Genomic DNA, 26,281 nt, shown 5'->3' on the forward strand with positions numbered 1-26,281 from the left:
GCTGTCTAGCTCAGCCCCCTATCGATGTGAGAAACTTCCCTCACCTCGGCTACGATAAGTCGAGAATGAAAGACTCGCGTCTTTCAACTCTCCTATCTCACGAATACTTCCTCGAATGTGCTCCTCCAACGAGCGGTTACAGCACGATTAAGCTGCGAGCTGCCTCGACGGATATACGACGAAGCGGTACTCGTAGAGGAAGAGGCAGTTTTCATCGTCGATAAGCGAGGGCGCTTGCGCTTTTCTTATTATTTCACCATCATGACGGGTGCTTTTACGTGTTTCATCACTTTGTGGCTGACACTTCCCAGTATCATTGTCTGAACTGTGCTCAGTCCACGACTTCCGATAACCAATGCGTCAAATGAGCCGTTATTTGCGTATTCAATAATTGTTTCTGCTGGCTCACCGTGCAGGACAGTTACTTTAGCTGTCAGCCGAGCTGCCTCAATTTTTTCCTCAAATTGCTTAAGCATCTCTACGCGCTTTCTTGACACAGAATCAGAATCGCCGTATTGAAGAACGTCTGCCTTTGATTTTTTCCCATCTACCACGTAGATGACTTCAATTGAAGCTTCTTCTCCTGACAAGTTTGCGAGTTCAATCGCTTTATCTGTGGCACGGAGTGAGTGATCTGAACCGTCTACTGCTAATAATAAGTGTTTAAACATTTTCGTTCCTCCGTCCCTCTTTTAATGTCCTGATGCTTTACTTAATCCACCGACTTTGTCCATCAATACGGAACTTTCACTGTTAAGACCTTTCATCTCAACCTTGATGTCACGCTGTTCAAACTTCATTTCAATTTTATCGATCGCTCCAACTGCTGAATCATCCCACAGTTGAGCTTTTGATACGTCAATGACAACTTTTTCAACGTCTTCATTAAAGTCAACGGAATCTAAAAAGTCAGTGACAGAGGCGAAGAACAATTGACCTTCGATATGATACGTACGAACGCCATCATTTGATAACGTCTTTTCTACTTTTACTTTCGATACTTTCCACGCAAAGAAAATCGCACTTAAAATAATTCCTGCAAAAACCCCTTGTGCTAAGTCGTGTGTGTACACAACGACTGAGACGGTAACAACCATCACTGCTGCATCTGTACGTGGCAATTTATGGAGGTTGCGTAAAGAACTCCAGTCAAATGTACTAATTGATACCATGATCATGACTCCAGCTAATGCTGCCATCGGAATTTGAACGACGACATTTTGTAGGGCAATAATTAAAATGATTAATACAACCCCTGCAACGAGTGCGGATAATCGTCCACGACCGCCAGATTTTACGTTAATCACAGATTGTCCGATCATTGCACAACCTGCCATACCACCGAAGCAACCAGTTACCATATTTGCAATCCCTTGGCCACGGCTTTCTTTGTTTTTATCACTTTCTGTATCTGTCATATCATCAACGATAGAAGCAGTTAAAAGTGACTCTAAAATACCAACCATAGCTAAAGCGAGTGAGTAAGGGAAGATAATCATTAATGTTTCAAACGTTAATGGAATATCTGGTAATGCGAATACTGGTAAAGTTGACGGTAGTGTTCCCATATCTCCAACTGTACGAACACCTACATTCATGATGATTGCAATACCTGTAACGACAATAATTGCAACAAGTGTTGAAGGGACAGCTTTCGTAAACTTAGGTAATACGTAAATAATGAATAACGTTAGAGCGACTAATGAATACATCTGCCAAGCTTCACCGACAAAATGCTGTAACTGAGATGTGAAAATTAAAATCGCTAATGCGTTTACGAAACCGATCATCACCGAACGTGGAACGAACTTCATAAATCTAGCAAGCTTAAAGACTCCGAATAAAACTTGTAAAATACCAGTAAGAATTGTTGCTGCTAGCAAGTACTCCAATCCGTGATCCGCAACAAGTGTAATCATTAGGAGCGCCATTGCCCCAGTCGCTGCTGAAATCATTCCAGGGCGACCACCTACAAATGCGATGACAATTGCAATACAAAACGATGCGTATAACCCTACCATTGGGTCGACCCCCGCAATAATCGAGAAGGCAATTGCTTCTGGAATTAAAGCTAACGCCACAACAATGCCCGCAAGCACGTCACCTCTTACGTTACCTAACCATTCATTTTTTAGTTTTTGAGTAAAATTCAATTCATGCACCTCTTCTTTCTATTTTTTATCATGTTGTAAAATATATGAGCCTCTCCGTAAGAAGCTCGACCGGCAAAAACATTAAAAGTTTAACAGATATTTATTAAATATCAAAACCCAATGAAAGCGTTAAACATTAGGGTTTTACTCTCAATTACTTATATTTACTCTTTATTACTATAGATTTCACTATTTGGACACATTTTGTGGTGCCAGGCACCTTTATTAACAATATCTTATATTTATGTATTTCAATGTTATGGGCAAATGAATTGTACTTGATATAATATGGTTGAGGCGAAGAATAACTTAGGAGGGGTGGTTATTTATACATGTCTGATGATTTCGATTATGGGTATGAGATTACAACTGTATAACAATGATAGATGGATAGAAAAAAGTCCAAAAATGGCCATTACTAAAAAACGCAAAAGATCGTATTCTCTTCACTCCTCATCAAATTTTCATAGTAAAATAAAAGAGAATTGAATTTGCAGCTCATTTACATAAAGCGACACAGTCTTAACTAACATTAAAGATCTTTATAAAGGGAGGAACGACAATGACTAATTACACAGTGGGAATAGATATTGGTGGGACAAGTGTGCGAGCAGCACTTGTTTCAAGGGATGGGAAGATGATAACTCATAAAATGATACCGACAGAATCAGAAAAAGGACCTGAAGCATTAGTTGAAAAGCTGAAAGGGATGGTTCATGAAGTAACAATTGGAAAATCATATGAGGCGATTGGTGTTGGGTGCCCAGGCCCTTTAAATCCATTTGATGGTGTCATACTAGATCCCCCAAACTTAAAAGGGTGGAGGAATGTTCCTTTACGAGAAATGCTCGAACAAGCGTTTAATAAGAATGTAACGGTTGATAATGATGCAAATGCTGCGGCTCTTGGTGAGGCGATTATTGGTGCCGGAAAAGGCTATGGAACAGTTTTTTACATTACGGTTAGCACTGGCATTGGTGGTGGCATTGTGATCAATGAAAGGATTTTCCATGGAGCACAAGGTAATGCTGGTGAAATCGGCAACATGGTGATTGAATCAGATCGAAAGAAAGTAGGAAATTTGAATGGAGGTGCCTTAGAAACCCTTGCCTCAGGAACAGCAATTGGTATGCTCGCCCACGAAAAATACGAAATCAGTGGTGGAGCAAAAGCTGTGTTTGAAAAAATGGAAAGTGGCGACCGTGATGCCTATGAAATTATTGATCAAGCGATGACTCATTTAGCGATAGGGATAGGGAACATCGCAAACAGCTTTAACCCATCTGTTTTTGTCCTTGGCGGTGGTGTAATGGAGCAGTCCGCAGCTCTAGCAATGGTAAATGATAAGGCAAAAAATTACTTATACGAAAGTTTAAAAGAAGACCTTATTATAAAGAAAGCGGAGCTAGGAAAAGATGCAGGTGTAATCGGAGCTGCAATGCTGCCTAACTACAAATAGTAACCAACAAGGTTATTATTTGTGGCATAGTGGTCTAGACAACTATATGTTAATTGAATATAATAAAAGGAACGAATCTAAAAATAAAGGTGTGCAATGACGTTGATTAATAAAAATTCCCCCGTACCGATTTACTATCAGTTAGAAGAAGGGATAAAAAAACAAATCGATAATGGTGACCTCAAGGCAGGTGACCTACTCCCATCAGAAAGAGTCCTATCTGAAAAGTTCGATGTTAGCCGAATGACTATCCGTCAAGCAATTACAAACCTTGTAAATGAAGGTCTGTTAAACAGGGAGAAAGGAAAAGGTACGTTTGTAGCAGAAAAAAAGTTCGAACAGCCATTAACTAAGCTAACAAGTTTTTCTGAAGATATGAAAATGAGAGGTTTTTTACCTAGTACTGAAATACATGATTTCCAGGCAGTAGAAATATCTTCAGCTCTATGTAAAGAGCTAAACCTTCAAGCAGGGGAGAGAGGGTTTGAAGTGAGTCGAGTTAGGCTTGCAAATAACGAGCCAATGGCATTTGAAGTGACAACATTACCAGAAGCGATTTTTAAAAATGTAACGATCGACCTTGCGGAAAGCTCGTTATATGAATATGTTGAAGAACATTTAGGGTTGAAAATTAAGGGTGCAAAACAAACGATCGAACCAGCTGTTGCAACTCACCAGGAAAGTGAAATATTAAAAATAAACGCTGGGGATCCAGTTCTTATTTTAAAACGAAAAAGCTTTTTAACAGATGGAAGACCATTTGAATATGTTCAATCCGTTTATCGTGGGGATCGCTATAAATTTATGATTGAAATGACAAGGTAAGTTGGAAAGGATGGAACTCAATGCTGGAACAATATTTTCATCAAATTAAACAGCTATTACAGGAAATTCAACAAGATCAAGGCGAAACGCTTAAAACTGTTGCTAACAAAATCGTTAATACTCTCGAAAAAGATGGGATTATTCACTTATTTGGAGCCGGTCACTCACATGTATTAGGTGAAGAAGCCTTTTACCGTGCTGGAGGCCTTGTTCCTGTAAAACCAATTTTTGAAGAAAGTCTCATGCTTCATGAAGGGGCTGTTCGCTCGTCGACGTTTGAACGAAAGAACGACTACGCGGAACAGTTTATAAGTAAAGCTGATATTCGGCCTGAGGATATTGTTTTTGTCATTTCGACGTCAGGAAGAAACCCAGTACCAATTGATGTTGCGCTTTATGCGAAAAAACAAGGCGCATTTGTCGTTGGAATAACATCCTTAGAGTATTCACAAAGTCAGCCATCAAGGCATAAGAGCGGCAAACACTTATTCAACACTGTCGATGTCGTTATTGATAATAGAAGTGTAAAGGGTGATGCAGTTTTAACTCATGATAAAGTGGACGTACCTTTCACACCAACGTCAACGGTTATTGGAGCAAGCATTTTAAACGGGATTTTATCAGAAGCGATTGTAATGATTGCTGAAAAGGGCGGTACACCACCTATCTTCTTGAGCGGCAATATTGACGGAGCTGACGGTCACAATGAAAAGCTGATTGCGAAATATAAAGAACGAATTCCTTTACTTTCATAAAAAAGGTAGTGAAATCCAATGGGGAAAACATTCATTTTTCATAACGCAACGTTATACGGGAAGGACAGAAAAATTGAGAACCCGTTTCTAACTATTGAAAATGGAAAAATTGTTGAGCTAGGTGAAGCTAATAACGAGATATACAATGATGAAGTTGAAGAAGTTCATTTTCATGATCCAGTGAAAATCGTTCCCGGTTTTATTGATGTGCACATTCATGGGGCGGAAAATGCAGATGTTATGGACGGCACAGATGGAGCATTAACCACAATGAAGCAGGTGCTTCCAAAAGAGGGAACAACATCGTTTTTAGCAACGACGCTAACACAATCACCAGAGAACAAACTTAAGGCGTTAGAAGTAGCTAGAAGTCATATAGAAAATGATAATGTTCAAGGGGCCGAAGTTATTGGCGTACACCTGGAAGGCCCGTTTATATGTGAAAAGAGAGCAGGAGCACAACCGAAAGAGCACATTCGTAAGGCAGACATCGCTTTGTTTCAACAATTCCAAGAAGCATCTGGAGGTCATATACGACTTGTTACGTTCGCCCCAGAAGAAGATGAAGTACGTTTTGTAAACTATTTAAACGACACGAATGTGATTCCATCAATAGGCCACTCTGATGCAACGTATGATCAAGTTGCGTCAGCTATAAAAAATGGTGTTCGTCACGCGACACACCTTTTTAACGGTATGCGCGGTATTCACCACCGAGACCCGGGTGTTGCAGGTGGCTCTTTGCTTCATAATGAAGTCATTGTTGAAATGATTGTTGACGGCATTCATATTGCTGAACCGATGGTGAAGTTTGCTTATGAGCATAAAGGGGCTGATGGGATCATTCTCATCACCGATTCGATGAGAGCAAAAGGTTTAGATGAAGGCACTTATGAGCTTGGGGGCCAAAACGTATTCGTGGAAAATGGTCAAGCAACCTTAGAAGATGGAACACTTGCTGGAAGCATACTGACAATGAATGAAGCACTGAAAAACATGGTTCAGTTTAGTGGTTGTTCATTTGAAGAAGCGATTCAAATGGCAACATATAATCCTGCGAAACAATTAGGGATAGAAGACTGCAAAGGCTCTTTAAATATAGGGTATGACGCAGACTTTACAATCTTAGATGATCAATTCGATGTAAAACAAACGTACGTGTCTGGAACAAAAGTATTCAGTTGTATAAAGGAGGGGTGAAAATGAAAGTCATTCAAGTCGATCATTATAAACAAATGAGTGAAAAAGCCTCGGATATGTTGTTTGAAAGCATTAAGGGTGAAAAAAATCTTGTACTCGGTTTGGCAACAGGTGGTACACCAGTAAAGACATATGAAATTCTCACTACTCGTATTAATAGTGAAAAAGTTGATATGTCAACAGTACAGACCATCAACTTAGATGAATATATTGGATTAGACGCTAAACACCTAAACAGCTATCATCAATATATGGAAGATCATTTCTTTAAACACGTACCAATTTCACCAGATCAAACTCATTTACCAAATGGAGTGGCTAATGATTTAGATGCCGAATGTAAGCGATATGAAGAGTTAATAGACACTATAGGCGGCGTTGACATTCAACTTCTAGGAATAGGAAGTAATGGTCATATCGGCTTTAATGAGCCAGGAACCCCTTTTCATGAAACAACACATGTTGTTGAGTTAGCAAAATCTACTAGAGAAGCAAATGCTCGATTCTTTTCGTCAGATGAGGAAGTACCGACTCATGCCATTACGATGGGAATTGCTACAATCATGAAAAGTAAACAGGTGGTACTCTTAGCTTCGGGGAAATCAAAGGCTGATGCATTAAAGCAGTTGATTGAAGGAGAGGTTACAGAATCTTGTCCAGCAACCGTCTTACAGAACCACCCTAACTTAATGATTATCGCTGATCATGAAGCATTAAGTAAACTGAGTAAATCGACATTAGAACAAATAGAAGCAAATAATTATATTTCAAGCACCTAACAATAGGTGCTTTTTATTATATCTATTAATTCCACTTCCAACACCCTTCATATCATTTCCATTTCATCACCAGGTGCCTGGCACCTGGTGATGAAATGGAAATTATGAGTGGTTATAGTTATCCAATGTGGGAATAGGGTTGGCTCTTTAAAGTAATATCATAACTAAATGGATGGATTTGGTAATTGTTGTCGAATGGGTGTATAGCGCTGACAAATAATAGATGATACGTAGATTTCTATGTTCCTTTAAACATGAATCAATTTCATAATTACGTTTATTGCGCAATGAAACGAATGATATGATAATTTTTTTCATTAAATGTACTTTTTATTTGGAAGTGAACGTAACAAAAGACGGCGACTCACAGAGGATCAGCGACGAGCAATACTTCTTCGAACTGCTTCGAGCTGCGGCGAGTAACCGCAGGAGCACTCTTTACCTGTGACGAGTAATCGCAGGAACACTCTTTACCTGCGACGAGCAAGCGTAGTGGCGCAGGAGCAACGAGTTGAAGATCCACTTAGGCGTAGAATTGTCGAGCCTAAGTTAGCTGAAGACAAGCCCTCGGGAAAGGGTCCGTCTGAAGTGAAGTTCACGCTCATCATTCGGAATTTCCCATCTTATTTTGAGTTATGAAATTGATTCACGTAGGTTAATAATCAGATTATGATTGTAATGTGGGGTGAGGTGAGTGTTCAGATGAAAATCATTCTTTATATTTCCTTATTATTAACATCAATTTCTTTTCAAGCGTGTAATGGGAACCAAGGCCATCAAGAGGTCATTCTATCATTGGATCCGGCTTTTACAGGAGATACACTTTATTTAACGCCTGTTTTCACTTATGATGGTGTAGAAGAAGCGACAGTTGTATTTGATAATCATATCACTCATATTGGAGCCGTGTATGATAATGAAATTTACGAGTACGAGACAGGGGATATTGAAGTCGAAAAGAAAAAGTTATTACAAAAAGGTGTTCAACTTCTAGGGCGAACAGTTATGGTAAATGTTGAACCGGGAAAATATGAAGTGAATTTAGTGGCTGGGTATGAAATGGAGCAGGTTGAAGGACATATTCAAACTTTTACACAAGAAATCAGTCGTACGATCGACGTTAGAGCAAATAATAATCATTCATCATAAGCAACAACTCTTTCTATTTGTTCACTCACTATATAGCTACGTAAAGATGCTTTTAGGACTTATGAAATGAACCATGAAACGATTAATGAAACATAATATAATGAAAAGGAATGAATAAATGTGGAGTACTTACCAGTCATAGCAACAACCATTTTTGTTATAGGCTTTGCCATGATTTTTCGCGCACTTATGAGAAATTGCTCGGAACAAGGTGCAACAGACAAAACGATTCAACAACAACAAACGAAACTATTTATACGAACAGCCATTGTTGAAGCGGTGCCTGTATTATTAATTGTAGGTACATTTATTTACGGTGAAGGAGTAATTAGCAATATTACGATACCATTGGCAATTATTTTTATCGTATCGATTTTCGGACTCATTCATATGTTTAGTAGTTTTCGGATGGCAAAAGAACGTATGGAAACCAGTAGCATCCAAAAGCAAATACAATCCTTGTTTTTTCTCTCTGTCCCTTTATTAGCAGCGATCCCAATCGTTTCTATTATTACATTAATTGTGCTATCTGCAGAAGCATGAGGAAACTCAAGAAAATTCAGTTTTATTTTGAAAAAAGGTATTATTCGACAATATCCTTGTTTGCATCTGTAGTAGCTGTATGATATTATCAAAATGTACTTGAATTCGAAAAACGTTTTCGGCCTCAGAAGTAAGTTCTTTAGGCATGAAATGGTTTTACGGTTCAACAATTTTTATTTCTCTTAAGGAGGCCGTTAACATGACAGGCAAAGTAAAATGGTTTAACTCAGAAAAAGGTTTTGGATTTATCGAGCGTGAAGGTGGAGACGATGTATTCGTACACTTCTCAGCAATCCAAGCTGAAGGTTTCAAAACTTTAGAAGAAGGCCAAGAGGTTGAATTCGAAATCGTTGAAGGCGACCGTGGTCCTCAAGCTGCTAACGTAGTAAAGCTTTAATCGTCCGCGATTTAAACCTAAATCAAAAGTCTATTCCTGTTTAGTCAGGGATAGACTTTTTTTCATGGTCTAGGAAATTATAAAATATGTGCTTGTGGATAAATTTCTAGCTAGTGGTTGCGTCTAGCTCCAGCGACGAGCGTTACTTCTCAGAGGTACTTCGAGTTGTCTCGACTGACAGGACGTCCTAATGCCGCGCATGCCACAGGACGTGGCGTATTGCACGGTGGACGGATCAAGCTTCGAAGGAAAGCTGGTAGAGGAAGAGACAGCTAAGCGCCTACTTGACTCCTGCGTCACTTCGTTTTACTCGTCGCAAAGCTGCAAGGAAGCAAACTCAATGCCGTAGCTTCGCTCGAGGTCGCTTCGCCCCGTCATTTGAAGTCTTGAGCGACTTCTTCATGCCGGCTAATCCAACGAGCGTTTACTTCACGAATGTGCGTCGAGTTGCCTCGACGGATACACTACAACGCTTCGCTAGTAGAGGAAGAGGCAGCGATGAGCATAGCTTCATCGAGTAACTACGAATTGTCTCGACGGACAAAGCTGCATAGCGATACTGGAAGAGTTATCGAGCCTAAGTTAGCTGAAGACAAGCCCTTGGGAAAGCGTCCGTCTAAAGTGAAGTTCACGCTCATCATTCGGAATTTCCCATCTTATTTTGAGTTATGAAATTAATTCGCTTCAATAAAAAAATGAGGAACGCTCGTTATTTAAGCGTTCCTCTATCCTCAATGTTCCTAGACGAAAGGTGATTCTTAGTAGTAGCAGAAGCAGCCAACAATAACTAATAAAATAAACAATACTAAAATAAGTGGGCTGATACCAGTAGTGTAAGACATGTCATTCCCTCCTTATTTCTAACTTAAGAGGCCTCTCGCTTATATACTATGGAATCATTGAAGGTTTGTATGGATAAGTGATGACGTCATGTGCCTTTTTTGTCCAATCGTGTAGTAATAACCTCAACGAAGGAGCAAGAACACCTAAAACATAAGTAGATAGTAGATACACGGTAGCATGAGCCTCTCTACACGAAACAATGTTGTATATATCCAATGAAATCGTTATAATTCAGGATGAGCGCTTCAAAAGGAAGGTGATTTAGGTTTGGTGACGATAAAAGATATAGCTAAAATGGCTGGTGTATCTAGAACAACTGTTTCACGAGTCATAAACAACTCTGGATATGTCAGTGGTGAGGCGAGGAAAAGGGTATTAAAGGTTGTCGAACAGACAGGATATGTTCCGAGTGAACAAGCGAAATCATTAAGAACAAAGAAAACGAAAGTCATCGGCGTGATCCTTCCGAAAATTAGTACGGAAACCTCAAGTAGAGTTGTAAATGGTATGGATGAAGAGTTAAGTAAGCATGGCTACCAAATTCTACTTGCCAATACGAATTTAAACGAAAAGAAAGAAATAGAACACCTTCGACTTTTACAAAGTAGAAGGGTAGATGGAATCATTCTTGTAGCAACAAATATTAATGATAAACTAATGAATGAAATTCATGAGTTGAAAGTTCCAGTCGTTGCACTAGGTCAGGACATGCCTTCGGTTCCTTCTGTTGTCTATGATGATTACTCCGCAGCATGTGATGTTACTCGGCTACTCATCGAAAAAGGACATCATCGAATCGGGTTTATCGGTGTGAGTGAAAAAGATCGAGCAGTGGGGTATTTACGCCAGAAAGCCTATGTCGATGTGTTGAAGGAGAATGACCTGCCAATTGAGGAAGGGTGGGTACAACAAGCTGTATTTAATATTGATTCTGGCTGTGAAGCAATGAAAAATATGTTAATACAATCTAAAGTGAGACCAACAGCTGTGTTTGCTGTGACAGATCGATTAGCAATTGGAGCGATGGAGGCCATAAAAGAGGCAAACATTCAAATTCCTAAAGAAATTAGTTTAATTGGTATTGGTGCTTCAGATATGTCAATGTATGTCACACCACGATTATCGACAGTAGACTATGAAAATGAAAAAGCAGGTAGCGAAGCGGCGAAACTTCTTATCAATCAAATTAACAACGGTGGAGAAAATTCAAGAAAATTGTCTATGAAGTATAGACTTCTTATTCGTGATAGTTTAATATAATTTATGGAATCGATTACATACTGATTCCTGTTTATTTTTTATTAATGTGGAATCGATTCCACAACCTATCATTCAGTTACCGTATTTAGATGTAAAACTTGGACATTATAACAATAAATGAAAGGGGCGTATTTATATGTCTGAAAATCGTAAAATAGCTGAAGAGCTAATTGAAGCGATTGGTGGAAAAGAAAACATAGCTTCTGTTGCTCATTGTGCAACACGTTTACGAATTATGGTTAATGACAAAGAAAAAATTGACCAAAACAGAGTAGAAGAGTTGGATAAAGTAAAAGGAGCCTTTTACAATTCGGGTCAGTATCAAGTTATTTTTGGTACAGGAACAGTAAATCGTATTCATGAAGAAGTAATTTCTCTAGGGGTTTCTGAAAGTTCTAAATCAGAGCAAAAGCAAGAAACTGCGAAGCAAGGGAATGCATTCCAACGAGCTGTTCGTACGTTCGGGGATGTGTTTGTTCCGATTATTCCGGTTCTTGTAGCAACTGGTTTATTTATGGGACTTCGTGGACTTTTGATGCAAGAAAGTATATTGGCATTGTTCGGATTAACTCCAGCAGATATCTCAGATAATTTCTTATTGTTTACTGAAATATTAACGGATACAGCATTTGCATTTTTACCGGCATTAGTTGCATGGTCGGCATTTAAAGTGTTTGGTGGAAGTCCAATCATTGGTATTGTTCTCGGTTTAATGCTTGTAAGTCCAGCGCTGCCTAATGCTTGGGCGGTTGCCGAAGATCCTGATCTTGCTTTAACATTTTTCGGTTTTATCCCTGTCATTGGTTATCAAGGATCTGTACTACCGGCATTTATTGCAGGTTTTATTGGAGCAAAACTAGAAAAAGCGGTTCGTAAAAGAGTCCCGGAAGCTTTAGACTTAATTTTAACACCATTTTTAACGTTACTCATTATGATTCTTCTTGCATTGTTTGTGATTGGACCTGTTTTCCATGCGGTTGAAAACATCGTGATGTCGGCAACTGAAGCAATCTTAAACATTCCGTTTGGGTTAAGTGGTTTAATTATCGGTGCTGCACACCAAATCATTGTTATTACCGGTGTACACCACATTTTCAACTTCTTAGAAATCCAATTACTAGAGCGTTACGGTGCGAACCCATTTAATGCAATCATTACTTGTGCTATTGCGGCTCAAGGTGGTGCTGCACTTGCAGTCGGATTAAAAACGAAAGCAAAGAAGTTAAAAGCATTAGCTTTACCTTCATCATTTTCAGCATTTTTAGGGATTACAGAGCCAGCGATTTTCGGTGTTAACTTACGTTATATGAAGCCATTTGTCATGGGTTTAATTGGTGGGGCAGCTGGTGGTTTCTTCGCCGCATTAGTAAACTTAGAAGGCACAGGAATGGCAATTACAGTAATACCAGGAATGCTCTTATATATGAATGAACAATTTATCTTATATATTTTAGCGAATATTATCTCAATCGGCGTTGCGTTTGTATTAACATATACGATTGGCTTCACTGATAAAATGAAAGAAGAAATTGACGCAAATTAATTAGAAGAGCCTCGGGAATCCGAGGCTCTTCTTAATGAAGAAGGAGAAATTCATTTTCATCTAATCTTGCAACCACTTTTGACTCATCTTTCTTAAAAATATGTTTCCGGTTACCAACTTGAATCATTGTATCTTCGTGAGCTAAATCAATCTTAATAACTCCAGTAGCAGGTACTTTTATCATTGTTTTCACACCAGTTGGAGAGCCAGCAGTATTTACATAGACCTCTTTCTCACCGTAGACTTCGCCCCCTACTAAAGCTCCATTTATTTGAACACTTGCTTCACTGTAAACCTCAGAATGCCATACCCCTTTTCCGAAAATGTGAATGTCGCCGCTGCTATAAATATTACTGTTTAACCCATATGATAAGGAAACCTTTGAATTTGGTTCCACAGGCGTTCGACAGAAGTCATAAAGCTCTTGTCCCTCTTCGTAGAATTTCATTAAATCGTCTAGTTTAAGAAAGCTTTCCTTATGCAAAACAACGATCCCTTTATAAAGGGTGTTTGCAAAATGTTTCCAACGTTTCTCGAGTGTATCTTGTTGTTCGTTTATTACATCTAATAACTGAACAGCATGTTTGTTAAGTGTTGGGAACTTTTGATCAATTAATACTTTCATGAGTGGGACGATCCCGTTGTTTTCCGTATATTTTGCTTGAAACGATGGATTTTTGCTTAGCTGAGAGATTGCATTAATAAGCGGGTAAAAGGTAGCTAAAAATGGCTTAAGCTTATCACCGAGCTCGGTTAATATTAAATTATTTTTCCCAGCAGTAATTTGGCTACCAATCGAATGTTTATGAATAAAAACGGAACTTTTCGCTAGGACTGTACTTTGTATTGCACTGTTATGGATATAGATTGAACCATCGGCATCAATGATCATCTGTTCATTGACACTACCGAAAATTTCTACATCTCCGACAAAATCGATATTTCCATTTTCAATTGATAAATCTCCACGGTGAACAAGCTTTGGCATAATAGAGACACGAACAAGCTGGCCTGTCGTTTCTACTTTCGGTCGACCAAATTCCATGGCTAAAATTTTGTTATCTTCTTCGAGAAACACAACCCCTTTTCCTGGGTTTACGATGATAGGTTGTCCATCTTTTGCTTGAATGATTTCACCAAGAACATTCATCCCGTCCTCACCTTCTGTTGGAGGTTCGATGACACCTAGTACTTGTCCACGGTCAATAGAAGGAATATATACAGAATCTCTAAAATCGATTGTTCCATCAATTTCTTCTGTGAACAATTTCGTTTTTTCTTCAATGTCAATTGAGAATTCAACTGTTCCGTCCATCCCGTGTTTAGGGGGAATACCGAGAGCAATGGTGTATATTCTTGGTTCACTGGTGCGGCAGGCTTTTGTGATTTCTTCTTCTTGAATTCCAATTGATACACCCATTTTTTCTAATTCGTCAAAGATATCTTTTGCTATTAGTTCGTTATTTGCTTGGCGTTTTTCTTCAATTTCGAGTATTAGTGATTCTTGAGGAGGCTGGTCTACAAGCTGACGAATGATATAATAACCAGGTTCAACATGGAGTTGAACAACTTCCTTGTTTGCGTTAATTTTGACGGCCCATTTTGTTTCAACGCGAGTCGTCTCTAAGTCAATATATAGTTCATCTTTAGAAGTAATGTATGTTTGTAAATGAACTTTTTCGCCATTTTTATATAACGTTGCTCCTTTTGGTACTTGGACAATCGGTTTTTTATCAGGTGTATCTTGGCAATAAATTTGTGCGTCCTTCACCCAAGCTTTCCCGTTTAAGTCAACTTTTGTATGTGTGAATACATCTGAAGGCTCATTAATTTCTTCTATTTGTTCATCATGATTTTTTAGCCAGGACTCCCATGATGGTATTCCTTCTTTAGGAGAAGGATGATCCTCTTTCTCAATGACCATCACCTTAGCTTGTTTATTCCCGAGCCCGAGAAGCTTTTTCTTGCCTTGTTCAATGATTTCTATTTCGACACCTTCTCGTGATACATTCAATTCTTTTAATGCATTTTCAATTGCTAGGTCAACGGTTTCTCCTTTGAAAATGAATTCTTCGGTCATCGCTTTACACCACCTTTATGAACTAATCGCGTATAGGTATAATCATGTTTGCAGTATCCTTTAAAAAGGATGCGACTTGATTTATTGGAATGAAATATAATGTGTTATATTGAAATAATGTGTGAAGACGTTCCTTTATTTTTAAATACACAGATTCAAATCATTTCCAAACATGAACTTATAAAAAAATTTCATTTATTTGTAAAAAGAAGACCTTTAGAGGTTTTCGCAAAATAGTCGTAAACTGTTTAGGATGGTGAGGAAGGTGAAAAAACAACAATTAGTTGTGATAATGGCAATCTTTATAGGTGGAGCATTAGGTACATTATTTCGATATGCAATTAACCTACAAACAACTACTTTATTATTTCCACTAGGGACCATTATTGAAAACATAAGTGGAAGTTTATTGCTTGGATTACTAACTGGATTCATTTTAATAAAGCAAATGAATGTCATTTTAAAAGAAGCGATCGGAGTAGGGTTTTGTGGTGGCTTTACGACGATGTCTACGTTAGCTGCAGATGCCGTCTTTCTTTTTGATGAAGGAACATTAACAACAGTAACGTTTTACATGATTGCTTCAGTAATTGGGGGAATAATCGCTGCGTTTATTGGGCTTATGCTCGGACAAAAGTTAGGGGAAGGGCATATGAAAAGAGGTGAGAGTGGATGAATATTGTCCTTGTTGCATTAGGTGGTGGTCTTGGTGCTGTTGCTCGTTATTTGTTAGGTGTTTGGATAAAGGAGCATACAAAGCAACGTTCAATTCCAACAGCGATGCTTTATGTAAACATATTAGGTTCTCTTGGTCTTGGTGTCTTTTTTGCGCTTGGTTACAGGTCAATTCCATTTTTAGAGTCTGGTATTTATGATGAATGGGCATTTTTATTCATCGGACTCGGATTCTTCGGAGCATTTACGACGTTTTCAACGTTTAGTGTCGAGGCGATTACATTAGCTCAGAAAAAGAAGTGGAAGCCGCTTATTTTATACATAACTTACTCAATTGTGGGAAGTACGCTGGCGTTTATTATTGGATTATATTTATTTATTTGGCTCTGTTAACTTTCATTGTTGATTTTCAAAAATCACGAGACGCCTGCGACGAGCATCAGCTTCACGAACTTCCACAAGGACTGCCTCTTTCTCTACTAGTATGGCTCTGTTGTTTATCCGTCGAAGCAACTCGAAGCTTACTCGTGATGTAAACGCTCGTTGGTGACTTCGACGTTCCCACAGGACGTGGGGGTTTTAGTCGAAGTTCTATTGTATCGAGTTGTCTCGACGGAAAGGATGTCCTAATGCCGGGCATGCCACAGGACGTGGCGCTTGTGCCTAGAGGTGCAAGCGAGTGTATTTTTGTAAAATCAACATTAGCTTTTAACAAAGTCATTTATTTTAGAAAAAAGAAGTTGTCCAAAGGAGACAACTTCTTTTTTGGGCAGTTTTGGTACTGTATCATAGGGATGCTTTTGTTTTATTCTCTAAAAATTGTTTGTTTGCCTATATCGATGATTGATTTCTGTTCCTCCACATCCTGTAATGAGAGAAGAGATTGTACTTTTAGTTCCCAAACAACCTTTGTACTATGGATACTGCATTATTTTAGGACATGATTGTAATATGTCCACTTGTAGCGATTTAGAAACTACGATATAGCGATGTAAAGATAAGTATCGCCCTTCATCTTATGGATACTCTAGAAAGTGAAGGAGATCGAAGTTATAAGAAAAGTTCAGGTAAAGTTTTGCCTAAGTTTGAGAGGTAAAGCTAGGGTAAAGTTAGATAATAACTTGGCATGAAAGTTGCGTTTAATATTTTGTGAAGAATAATGAAAAAAGGAGGAAATAGTGAATGGAAGAGAATACAAAGAAAAAAGGTATTGAAATGCCACATACATACGTGATCATCTTTTTTGTCGTTTTGTTTGCAGCATTACTTACTTACCTTGTGCCGGCAGGATCATTCGAAACGGAAGAAATTACTTACACTAGTGGTGAGGTTGAAGAAACGAGAACCGTATTAATTCCAGAAAGCTTCACGATAGACGAAGAAGTTGGTACACCAGGGACGAGCCTCTTTGAGCCAGGTGGGGGAATTGGAATTTTAAATTACGTTTTTGAAGGTCTTGTTTCAGGAAGTAAATGGGGGTCCGCTGTAGGGGTCGTTGCGTTTATCTTAATCATTGGCGGTGCTTTTGGAATTATTATGCGTACACGTGCGATTGAAGAAGGGATCCTTTCCGTTATTGACCATACGAAAGGAAAAGAGGCTCTCATTATTCCGGTTATGTTTTTCATGTTTTCTCTTGGTGGTGCTGTGTTTGGAATGGGAGAAGAAGCAATTGCTTTTGCAATGATTCTAGTTCCTCTCGTTGTCGCTCTTGGCTATAATGCGATTGTGGGAGTGATGATCACTTATGTGGCCACACAAATTGGATTTGCTACATCATGGATGAATCCATTCGGGGTAGCGATTGCTCAAGGAGTTGCTGATGTCCCGGTTCTTTCGGGAGCGCCATTTCGAATCGTAATGTGGCTTGTGTTTACTGCAGTAGGCACCCTTTATACGTGGAAATATGCCAATAAAATCCGAAAAGATCCATCACGTTCGTTATCATATCAATCAGATGAGTATTTCAGAAAAGAATATGAAAAGAAAGACATAAAGGTAAACTTTACAAAAGGACATGCTCTCGTCATCTTGACAGTTGTAGCAGGGGTGGCATGGATTATATGGGGGGTTGTCCAGCACGCTTATTATATTCCGGAAATTGCTAGTCAGTTCTTTACGATTGGTTTAGTAGCTGGGATTATCGGTGTCATCTTTAAACTAAATAATATGCGGGTTAACGATATTGCAGAAGGATTTGCACAAGGTGCGAAAGATTTAGTTCCAGCAGCTCTCGTTGTAGGGATGGCAAAGGGGATCGTGATTATCCTCGGTGGAGATGATCCAGCTACTGCTTCGGTATTAAATACAGTTCTTTACTCTGCTGGCCAATTGTTTAATGACATGCCAGAAGTCATTTCAGCAAGTTTAATGCTCGTGTTCCAGTCTGTTTTCAATTTCTTTGTCGTATCAGGATCTGGACAAGCGGCGTTAACAATGCCTTTAATGGCACCTTTAGCAGATATGTCAGGCGTAGAACGACAAATTGCTGTTTTAGCGTATCAGCTAGGTGACGGGTTAACAAATATTATCGTTCCTACTTCGGCTGCGTTAATGGGAACACTAGGTGCTGCTCGAATAGATTGGGGAATCTGGTTTAAGTTCATTATTAAATTTCAATTGTTAATTTTTGCACTTGCGATTACCTTTATGGTTATTGCTGTTTTAATTAATCTACACTAAATTCGTAACAAATTAATAGGAGGAATCATTTTTTGTTAACACTGATAAAAAATGCACATGTATATGCTCCAACCAATCTTGGAGTCAAAGATGTACTGATTGCAGACAAGCGAATTGCAAAAATTGCTGAACATATTGATGTACCTGAAGGATGGGATTGGGTAAAAGTCATCGCTGGAGAGGGGAAAGTGCTTGTTCCAGGATTTATTGATGGACATGTTCATATTACAGGAGGTGGAGGTGAGGGGAGTTTTCATACTCGTACTCCTGAACTTTTACTAACTGATGCTACAACAAGTGGTGTGACAACTGTCGTAGGTGTGATTGGAACTGACGGGACGACGAGGACAATGGCTAGTCTTGTTGCTAAGGCAAGGGCTTTGAAAGAGGAAGGTATATCGTGTTATGTGCATACAGGTTCCTATCAAATTCCCGTTCGTACTTTAACAGGTAAAATTGAAGATGATTTGATTTTTACAGACGTGATTATCGGAGCGGGGGAAATAGCGATTGCTGACCATCGCTCTTCGCAACCAACAGAAAAGGAGCTTGCACGGATAGCTTCCGAGGCACGTATTGGTGGGATGCTCTCAGGAAAGAAAGGAGTAGTCAACATTCACCTTGGAGATGGTTCTGATGGGCTTTCTCTTATTAAAAAGGTGATCGAAGAAACGAATATACCAATTGAACAATTTTATCCAACTCATATTAATCGAAATCCTTATTTGTTTGAGCAGGGGATCGAATTTGCGAAAAAGGGAGGCTTTGTTGATTTTACAACAAGTACCGTTCCGAAGTTTCTAGAGGAAGGGGAAGTAAAAAGCAGTAAAGCTTTAAAACGTATGCTAGACGCTGGTGTGCCGATTGAACAAATGACATTTACTTCAGATGCGCAAGGAAGTTTACCTGACTTTAATCAAAATGGACGTCTTATCGGGTTAAAAGTAGGAAAGATTCACTCCCTCTACGAAGCTTTTGTCGAAGCCGTTGAAGATGAGGGTCTTGATTTAGCTGACGTACTTAAGGTAATTACAATTAATCCAGCTAGAATTCTTGGTCTAACAGGTAAAGGTGAAATTACTGAGGGGAATGATGCTGATCTCTTATTATTAGACGAACATTCACTAGAAATAGAGAAAGTGTATGCTTTAGGTCAGTTGATGGTTAATGAAGGGAGACCAATTGTTAAAGGGACATTCGAAACATAATAAAAAAGTAGCATAAGAAAAAAAGGAGCTTGATTTTCCAATCCAAGCTCCTTTTAAAGTTACTTCTCTTTTTTATTGTTTTTCTCCTTGTCAGAAGAAGTTTCTTCTTTCTCATTAGATGGCTCGAGGTCTCCACTTAGTTGATCTTCAAGGTCATCACGTAAGTCATCATAAACTTTTTCTTTGAACTCTTCATACATTTCTTCTTTCATATCATCGTATACTTCTTCTTTCACTTGTTCATATACTTCTTCTTTCATATCATCATACACTTCATCTTTTACTTGTTCATAAACATCGTCTTTCATATCATCGTACACTTCTTCTTTCACTTGTTCGTATACATCTTCTTTCATGTCGTCATACACTTTCTCTTTCATCGTATCATACATATCGCCATATACTTCTTCTTTCACTTTTTTCGTTTGTCGACGTCTGAAAAGTTTCTGTTCGCTTCGTAAGTCTTTACCCATCATAAAGATTAACGAGAACAGCATGACGATCATGATCATCGCAAAAGGAAGCGCTGCAACAATGGAAGCCGTTTGTAAACCAGTCAAACCACCGCTTAATAATAATACACTTGCAGTACCAGCGATCAAGAAGCCCCAAATCACTTTTACGGAAAGCTTTGGATTTAAGCTTCCATCACTTGTCATTGCTCCTAATACATAAGAGGCAGAGTCAGCAGATGTAATAAAGAAGATAATAATGAGGAGTACAGCTAAAATGCTCATGATAATCCCCATTACCCCAAATTCACTTAACATCACAAACAATGCAACTTCAACATTATTTACGACAAGGTCACCAATGCGGTCATTCCCTTGAAGGATCATATCAAGTGCAGTTCCTCCAAAAGCAGTAAACCAAATGACTGCAAGAAGAGAAGGGACGATTAAAACTCCAGCTACGAATTCACGAATCGTTCGTCCGCGTGAAATACGTGCGATAAAGATTCCCATAAATGGTGCCCATGATATGTGCCATGCCCAGAAGAAGATGGTGTACATTCCTAACCATTCACCGTCACCAAATGGGTTTAAATCTAAGCTCATTTGGGTCACATTTGCTAAATAACCGCCAATAGTCGTTACAATACTTTCTGCAATAAACAGCGTTGGACCCGCGATTATGACAAACACGAGTAGAATCGAAGCAACTGTTAAGTTAATAACACTTAATATTCGTATCCCTTTATTAATTCCTGAAGCCGCAGAGAAAATAAATAATACTGTCACGATCGCAATGATAGTTAATTGCGTAAACGCGTTATTTGGGATCGTTCCTGTTAAATGTGAAAGTCCCCCTGTAATTTGTAATGCACTTAAACCGAATGTCGTTGCAACCCCCGTTGACGTTGCAAGGACTGCAAGTGTATCAATCCCTTTTCCAAACGGTCCGTATATTCTATCTCCTAATAGTGGCTGGAACGCAGAGCTAATTAAAGCTGGTTGGTCTTTTCTAAATTGAACGTAGGCTAAGGTGAGTGCAACGAGTGAAAAGATTGCCCATGGATGTAATGCCCAATGGAAAACAGCGTAGCGTAGACCGACATTCGCTTTGACTTCATCACTTTCAAGTATGTAGTCAGGGTGTGGATCTAAGTAATACAGTGCTGGTTCAGCAACCCCCCAGAACACAAACCCAACACCAATACCAGCAGAAAAAAGCATCCCGATCCAAGTATAAAATTTATATTCAGGCTTTTCATCGGATTTACCGAGCTTTAAGCGTCCAAAAGGACTGACTGCTAGGAAAATAACAAAGGCAATAAAAAGTGCTGTACATAACATATAAAACCAGCCAAAGTTATTTAATGTGGATGCTAATGCAGAATCTGATACAGCTTGGAGTGATTCAGGTCCAATAGCACCCCAAAGGACGAATAAAGCAACGAGTGTGGCTGAAATATAAAAGACGATACTCGGCTTTTTCGTTTCGTATTCGAATTTCTTCATTGATAAAGTTCATCCGCTTTTTAATCGGGGCGGATGGCCTCCTCTCTAAAATTATGTAATGACTTCTTTCTCATGATGTTTTCCTAGTCTTACTTTTTATAGGAAACATAGGTTATGATAAATTGATTTTCCCACTTTGTCTAGAAAATGTAACGAATTGTCATAAATTTTGGCAAAAATCATCGGGGTTAGTATGTGTAGAACACAACTTCTTATGTAAGGGAAGAAAGGGTGTAACTCACACTGAGACAATTTTCATGTCAACCAATTCATTTTTAGCAGAGTGAGATTACATCACATTGTATTTTGGTGAGTAATTATTTATTAATCTTCTTTATTGTTGAAGTAGTTCTCATAGAGTGTTTTCTTCTTCATTTCTTTTTCCAGACTAGAGACGAGCGTTTCAAGGCGTGCATTCATGTTATCGTCGAATAATAGTTCAGAAGTTGCTTCTTTTTTGCTTATTGCAAATTGAGGAGGAATGACAAGCCCATGCAAATTTCTAAAAACAAGCCGTAAATGATTCATCGTGTTTGTGCCTGCTTTTACTCCTCCTGTTGTTGTAACAAGTGCAATAGGTTTATCTTTAAAATGTGAAGAGTTGTAATAATCGAGTAAATTTTTTAAAGCACCAGAAAAAGAGCCGTGGTATTCAGGCGAGCCAACAACAATCCCATCCGCGCCAATTAGTTTCTCCTCGGTTTCAACGATACACTTTGGAGGTTGAGCATCTGGAACATATATAGGTGCATTGATTTCTCTAACATCGATAAAAGTTGATTTAAAGCCTCGCTCCTTTATTCTAGATTCTACTTTTTCTAAAAGCTTTCTAGTATATGAATCTTGGTTCATACTGCCGTTTATCAATGCAATCGTTTCGGTATAAGGTCTTGACATATCTTTCCCTCCTAAATAGGTAAATGTTCCATCTAGTTTGGTAATACTATGAGAAAACGAAATGAGTCGAATCAATTTCATAAGTGCATTTTTTACAAGCCCTCGGGAAAGCGTCCGTCTGAAGTGGAGTTCACGCTCATCATTCGGATTTTGGCATCATCTTTAGAGTTATGAAATTCATTCAGTCGTATAAAAATTTAATGAATTATTACTAGTATAACAAAAAGATTTATATTCTTGATTTTTGGGGTTTTAGAAGGAACGATTTAGTGGGTGAAGAATGGTTTAATCAAGGAGGGATAATGAGTATGGCAACATTTGATGACTTTATGAAACTAGACATGCGGGTAGGGACAGTGATTAATGCTGAATCATTTCCGGAGGCGAGAGTACCTGCAATCAAGTTACGAATTGATTTTGGAGATGAAATAGGAATTAAACAGTCAAGTGCACAAATTACTAAAAGGTACGAGCCCGATCAGATTATTAATAAACAAATAGTAGCTGTCGTAAATTTCCCACCTATGCGTATTGCAGGATTTAAATCAGAGGTGCTAGTAATGGGGGGAGTCCCCGAGAAAGGCGATGTTGTGCTATTGAATGTAGATGAAAATGTTCCAAATGGAACGAAGATTTCTTGACAAAAAAAGGGCTGTTTATTCAGCCCTTTCCATAATTACTTCAAAGGTCGTTGAGTCTTCTTCAACACCATCGATATAAACGGTTGCTCTGTATTCACCGATCGCTGTGGAAGGAAGCTCGGCGTCAAGCAGAGTTACATTAACACTGTTGGAAGAAAAGTAACCATAAGGACGTTCGAGCAAGGTTTCCCATGGATCTTGTTCTTTTTCACGAAATTCAAGTTTTACTTCGAAAGTACGATCTCCGATTGGTTCATCACTATAAAATAAAAGTTGAATAGTGGACTCATATTTTTGAAATTGAACGTGCCCTTTGCGTGTCGTGGTTATATCTGTTAATGACTTGGGTGGGCCAGTGACCGCATCGTAAACATATACACCTTCTGGCAATGACGTTTCATATGATTCAATCCATTCTGCTGGTAAATATAATAAGAAACCGATAAGTACGGGTGCAAGCACTGCGCCTATCCAAGAGGTTCCCTTTCCTTTAAAAAGTGGTGCAGTGGGCTTATCTATTGTTTCCTCATCCGTAATCATTCTTCTTATACGTTTTGCATAAAAGGCATTTCCCTTAAACCCAAAAAAGGCAGAAATAATAATTGGAAAAAGAAGTCGTACAAACGGTATTTGCTCAATGTTCATCATGGGTAATATAAGGGACGTTAAAACGATTCCTATTAAATAAAGAATGAAATACAACATTACCATCCCGTACATTTGTCTGTAAGCAAGCCAAAATGGACTTAAGAAAAACGCAGCCCAGTTAAACCCTGCAAACTTTAATGGCGAAGAGGACCTCTCCCATTTTGAGAAGTAATAATTGCTATTTTTGTCTACAATGTGAAGGGCCTTTTGCCGGAATGCTTCATCTTTTTGAAAGCGGTTGTTAAAATCGTCATTATACATAAGAATACTCCTTTGAAAATCATCACTTTTCATTTTACCATGAAAAGAACGTAAGGGTGATATTGAAAAGGTTATTGTTTTTAAACAATTGTTTAATATATGAATCAATTTCATAATACGTTTTTTGCGCAGTGAAACGAATGATATGATAGATTTTTTCATTAAATGTACGTTTTATTTCGAAGTGAACGTAACAAAAGACGTCGACTCCCAGAGGATCAGCGACGAGCAATACTTCTTCGAACTGCTTCGAGCTGCGACGAGTAACCGCAGGAACACTGTTTATCTGCGACGAGTAACCGCAGGAGCAACGAGCTGAAGATCCACTTAGGCGAAGGATTGTCGAGCCTAAGTTAGCTGAAGACAAGCCCTCGGGAAAGCGCATCATATTTTGAGTTATGAAATTGATTCTAATATATGTAACATTCATAAAGGTGGTATATATACACATGCGTCATTTTGCTTTTTTTATTTTTTTCATGCTATTTATTTTGTCCGCATGTCAAGAAAATGAAACGCCAACTGAAAAGAACACATTTCCGTTTGATCATATTCATGAGAAGTTTACCTATCATCCATTTCATTATCCTGGTGAATGGGATATCGTAGCGTTATCTGCGAATGTTGAGCATAAATACCAAGACTTCGAACAACCGGAAAACCACGGATATTCAGAGGTGCCGCATCGATATTCATTTACGTTTGGAAGAAAGGCACCAGAAAATGAAGTTCAAGAAGAAGCATTACATCAATTTAATGAACGAAATGCTCTTGAAGGGAAAACGGTACGACAAGTGTATTACCACTCGTACTTTGACTATTACGCACATTTAAGTATTGGTCAAGACGGCTTTACTCGGCTTATTTCAGATTTTGCGGAAACAGAAGAATGGGAGATCGAAGGTGAAAGCTTCCTTGTATTAAACCGAGATCATCAATGGGTGATTAATAGGTATAAGGATGGCGTTTATTATGACTTGTTAATTACAGCTGAAGCGGGGATAACTTCTCCGGAGCAAACTCGAGAATTAATAAAGGTGATTTTTATTGAGGCATAACTTTTGATAAGGAAATGAGTAAAGGTAATAATATGTTTTAAGTTGGATTTTTCTTCATGTTTTCGTCATATTTTCAAGGTGAATTGTAGAAGAATAAACAACAAAGAGGAGGTAATTGCCTATGAAGAATATAAATAAATTAAGCTTTGCAATAACTGTAGCACTTGTTTTATTAGGTGCATGTGGAGAAAACGATGATGCACAAATTGATGCCCCTGATGAATTAGAAGCTGCATCAGTTCAATTAGATGAGGATGATTTCTTTATTGAAGAAGAGAATGTAGACATTTCTCATATTCACGGATTAGGGTTTGCTGGCAATGAAGGCATCATTTATTTTGCAACACATGAAGGTTTGCTTTTAAATGATGAAGGTAGATGGTTTACAACGAGTGGAGAATTGAATGATTACATGGGCTTTAATGCTGTAAGCGACGGTTTTTATTCAAGCGGTCACCCAGGTTCAGACACGAAATTTGAAGGAAAGGATCCATTAGGCCTAGTTAAAAGTGTTGATGGTGGAAAAAATATTTATAATCTTGATTTATTAGAAGAAACAGATTTCCATGTCAAAGGAGCAGGCTATTATTCAAATGCAATATATGTCTATAATCCAGAGCCCAGCAGCAGAATGGAAGAGACTGGTTTACACTACACGTTAAATGAAGGGGAAACATGGACAAAAAGTGAGATGAACAATTTACCACAAGCATCATATGATCATGGAAACCACCCGAATTATTTTATTGCTGTTCATCCTTATGAAGAAAATGTTGTTGCGGTTGGAACAAGTGAAGGACTATATTTGTCTGAGGACTATGGTGATACATTCGAGGCGATGGACGTTGATGCGCCTGTTATTAGTATGACATATCATGAAGACCATTTGTATGCCGCAGTATGGACTGGGAAAATGGAACTGTTAAGGTTAGCAGATGATGGATCATATGAGGTAGTCCCTTTACCAGAGATGGATGAACAAGACGGGATTCAATATCTTGCTGTAAACCCACAAAATGAAAGTGAGATTGTTTTTACAACATTCTATGGTAATGGGTATATCACGACAGACCATGGAGAGTTTTGGGCTATGATCATGGAAGACTTTGAAACACTATTGCCTCCTTTTAGTACGTAATGGAATGCTGTAAGAATATGAATAAAACAAATGTTAGAGGTATTTGTATGAGTGACGCACTATCTATTGGTTTAGAATTTAACAAGTGATATGGTAAAAGAGGCTGTCTCACTGAATGGAGACGTC

At 38.5% G+C, this 26,281-nt stretch carries 24 protein-coding genes; 17 read left to right on the plus strand and 7 right to left on the minus strand.

From position 1 onward, the window contains the following. Nucleotides 1–248: 248 nt before the first annotated feature. Together LGQ02_RS02200 and LGQ02_RS02205 are read right to left on the minus strand one after the other, a co-directional pair. Nucleotides 249–671 carry a universal stress protein gene (locus tag LGQ02_RS02200; RefSeq protein ID WP_226516626.1) on the minus strand — a complete coding sequence of 141 codons (423 nt, stop codon included), beginning with the start codon at nt 669–671 and terminating at the stop codon, nt 249–251. 21 nt (nt 672–692) lie between these two features. Beyond that, nucleotides 693–2,153 carry a SulP family inorganic anion transporter gene (locus tag LGQ02_RS02205; protein ID WP_226516627.1) on the minus strand — a complete coding sequence of 487 codons (1,461 nt, stop codon included), beginning with the start codon at nt 2,151–2,153 and terminating at the stop codon, nt 693–695. A 562-nt stretch (nt 2,154–2,715) separates the two neighbouring features. On the opposite strand from LGQ02_RS02205, the gene LGQ02_RS02210 reads away from it, so the two are divergent. From LGQ02_RS02210 to cspD, 8 genes are all read left to right on the plus strand, one after another. Continuing rightward, the gene (locus LGQ02_RS02210) at nt 2,716–3,612 is read left to right on the plus strand and encodes an ROK family protein (protein WP_226516628.1); all 897 of its coding nucleotides are present in this window, start codon (nt 2,716–2,718) and stop codon (nt 3,610–3,612) included. Between the two features lie 102 nt (nt 3,613–3,714). Continuing rightward, on the plus strand, nt 3,715–4,437 hold the full coding sequence (locus tag LGQ02_RS02215; protein WP_226516629.1) for a GntR family transcriptional regulator: 723 nt from the start codon (nt 3,715–3,717) through the stop codon (nt 4,435–4,437). A 20-nt stretch (nt 4,438–4,457) separates the two neighbouring features. Beyond that, a complete protein-coding gene (locus LGQ02_RS02220; protein WP_226516630.1) occupies nt 4,458–5,192 on the plus strand; it encodes an SIS domain-containing protein in 735 nt (244 codons plus the stop codon). Between the two features lie 18 nt (nt 5,193–5,210). Further along, nucleotides 5,211–6,392, plus strand: a complete 1,182-nt coding sequence (nagA, locus tag LGQ02_RS02225; protein WP_226516631.1) for an N-acetylglucosamine-6-phosphate deacetylase — start codon at nt 5,211–5,213, stop codon at nt 6,390–6,392. 2 nt (nt 6,393–6,394) lie between these two features. After that, complete coding sequence (nagB, locus tag LGQ02_RS02230; protein ID WP_226516632.1) at nt 6,395–7,171, plus strand: glucosamine-6-phosphate deaminase; 777 nt, start codon at nt 6,395–6,397, stop codon at nt 7,169–7,171. Nucleotides 7,172–7,873: 702 nt separating this feature from the next. Further along, entirely contained in the window at nt 7,874–8,320 is a 447-nt protein-coding gene (locus LGQ02_RS02235; RefSeq protein WP_226516633.1) for a hypothetical protein, read from the plus strand. Nucleotides 8,321–8,440: 120 nt separating this feature from the next. Further along, complete coding sequence (locus LGQ02_RS02240) at nt 8,441–8,863, plus strand: hypothetical protein (protein WP_226516634.1); 423 nt, start codon at nt 8,441–8,443, stop codon at nt 8,861–8,863. 199 nt (nt 8,864–9,062) lie between these two features. Further along, nucleotides 9,063–9,260 carry a cold-shock protein CspD gene (cspD, locus tag LGQ02_RS02245; RefSeq protein WP_096186760.1) on the plus strand — a complete coding sequence of 66 codons (198 nt, stop codon included), beginning with the start codon at nt 9,063–9,065 and terminating at the stop codon, nt 9,258–9,260. Between the two features lie 758 nt (nt 9,261–10,018). Here the strand turns inward: cspD and LGQ02_RS21445 are convergent. Continuing rightward, nucleotides 10,019–10,102, minus strand: coding sequence for a YjcZ family sporulation protein (locus tag LGQ02_RS21445; RefSeq protein ID WP_226518191.1), 84 nt, complete (start codon nt 10,100–10,102; stop codon nt 10,019–10,021). A 268-nt stretch (nt 10,103–10,370) separates the two neighbouring features. On the opposite strand from LGQ02_RS21445, the gene LGQ02_RS02255 reads away from it, so the two are divergent. Beyond that, nucleotides 10,371–11,363 carry a LacI family DNA-binding transcriptional regulator gene (locus tag LGQ02_RS02255; RefSeq protein WP_226516635.1) on the plus strand — a complete coding sequence of 331 codons (993 nt, stop codon included), beginning with the start codon at nt 10,371–10,373 and terminating at the stop codon, nt 11,361–11,363. A 136-nt stretch (nt 11,364–11,499) separates the two neighbouring features. Continuing rightward, nucleotides 11,500–12,906 carry a sucrose-specific PTS transporter subunit IIBC gene (locus tag LGQ02_RS02260; protein WP_226516636.1) on the plus strand — a complete coding sequence of 469 codons (1,407 nt, stop codon included), beginning with the start codon at nt 11,500–11,502 and terminating at the stop codon, nt 12,904–12,906. Between the two features lie 31 nt (nt 12,907–12,937). Here the strand turns inward: LGQ02_RS02260 and LGQ02_RS02265 are convergent, their stop codons facing one another. Beyond that, nucleotides 12,938–14,986: a flagellar assembly protein A gene (locus LGQ02_RS02265; RefSeq protein WP_226516637.1), complete on the minus strand. Its 2,049-nt coding sequence runs from the start codon at nt 14,984–14,986 to the stop codon at nt 12,938–12,940. 265 nt (nt 14,987–15,251) lie between these two features. Here LGQ02_RS02265 and LGQ02_RS02270 point away from each other — a divergent pair, with 265 nt between their 5' ends. From LGQ02_RS02270 to iadA, 4 genes are all read left to right on the plus strand, one after another. Further along, a complete protein-coding gene (locus LGQ02_RS02270) occupies nt 15,252–15,662 on the plus strand; it encodes a fluoride efflux transporter FluC (protein ID WP_226516638.1) in 411 nt (136 codons plus the stop codon). Continuing rightward, on the plus strand, nt 15,659–16,054 hold the full coding sequence (gene crcB / locus LGQ02_RS02275) for a fluoride efflux transporter CrcB (RefSeq protein WP_226516639.1): 396 nt from the start codon (nt 15,659–15,661) through the stop codon (nt 16,052–16,054). The genes LGQ02_RS02270 and crcB overlap by 4 nt, the downstream gene beginning before the upstream one ends. A gap of 789 nt (nt 16,055–16,843) precedes the next feature. Continuing rightward, entirely contained in the window at nt 16,844–18,343 is a 1,500-nt protein-coding gene (gene yfcC / locus LGQ02_RS02280) for a putative basic amino acid antiporter YfcC (protein WP_226516640.1), read from the plus strand. Between the two features lie 32 nt (nt 18,344–18,375). After that, nucleotides 18,376–19,551 (plus strand): beta-aspartyl-peptidase, encoded by a 1,176-nt coding sequence (gene iadA / locus LGQ02_RS02285; protein ID WP_226516641.1) that lies wholly within the window; start codon nt 18,376–18,378, stop codon nt 19,549–19,551. Nucleotides 19,552–19,610: 59 nt separating this feature from the next. Here iadA and LGQ02_RS02290 read toward each other — a convergent pair whose 3' ends face one another. Together LGQ02_RS02290 and LGQ02_RS02295 are read right to left on the minus strand one after the other, a co-directional pair. Beyond that, nucleotides 19,611–21,512 carry a BCCT family transporter gene (locus tag LGQ02_RS02290; protein WP_226516642.1) on the minus strand — a complete coding sequence of 634 codons (1,902 nt, stop codon included), beginning with the start codon at nt 21,510–21,512 and terminating at the stop codon, nt 19,611–19,613. Between the two features lie 324 nt (nt 21,513–21,836). Continuing rightward, complete coding sequence (locus LGQ02_RS02295) at nt 21,837–22,409, minus strand: NADPH-dependent FMN reductase (RefSeq protein WP_226516643.1); 573 nt, start codon at nt 22,407–22,409, stop codon at nt 21,837–21,839. Nucleotides 22,410–22,717: 308 nt separating this feature from the next. Between LGQ02_RS02295 and csaA the strand changes: the two genes are divergently transcribed. Next, complete coding sequence (gene csaA, locus LGQ02_RS02300) at nt 22,718–23,050, plus strand: chaperone CsaA (RefSeq protein WP_226518192.1); 333 nt, start codon at nt 22,718–22,720, stop codon at nt 23,048–23,050. A gap of 15 nt (nt 23,051–23,065) precedes the next feature. Here csaA and LGQ02_RS02305 read toward each other — a convergent pair whose 3' ends face one another. Then, nucleotides 23,066–23,959 carry a DUF2628 domain-containing protein gene (locus LGQ02_RS02305; protein ID WP_226516644.1) on the minus strand — a complete coding sequence of 298 codons (894 nt, stop codon included), beginning with the start codon at nt 23,957–23,959 and terminating at the stop codon, nt 23,066–23,068. A gap of 449 nt (nt 23,960–24,408) precedes the next feature. Here LGQ02_RS02305 and LGQ02_RS02310 point away from each other — a divergent pair, with 449 nt between their 5' ends. Further along, entirely contained in the window at nt 24,409–25,017 is a 609-nt protein-coding gene (locus tag LGQ02_RS02310; RefSeq protein ID WP_226516645.1) for a hypothetical protein, read from the plus strand. A 121-nt stretch (nt 25,018–25,138) separates the two neighbouring features. Next, complete coding sequence (locus tag LGQ02_RS02315) at nt 25,139–26,155, plus strand: F510_1955 family glycosylhydrolase (RefSeq protein WP_226516646.1); 1,017 nt, start codon at nt 25,139–25,141, stop codon at nt 26,153–26,155. Nucleotides 26,156–26,281 lie beyond the last annotated feature (126 nt).

Source organism: Bacillus shivajii, assembly GCF_020519665.1.
In the GTDB taxonomy this organism is placed as follows: domain Bacteria; phylum Bacillota; class Bacilli; order Bacillales; family Salisediminibacteriaceae; genus Bacillus_CA; species Bacillus_CA shivajii.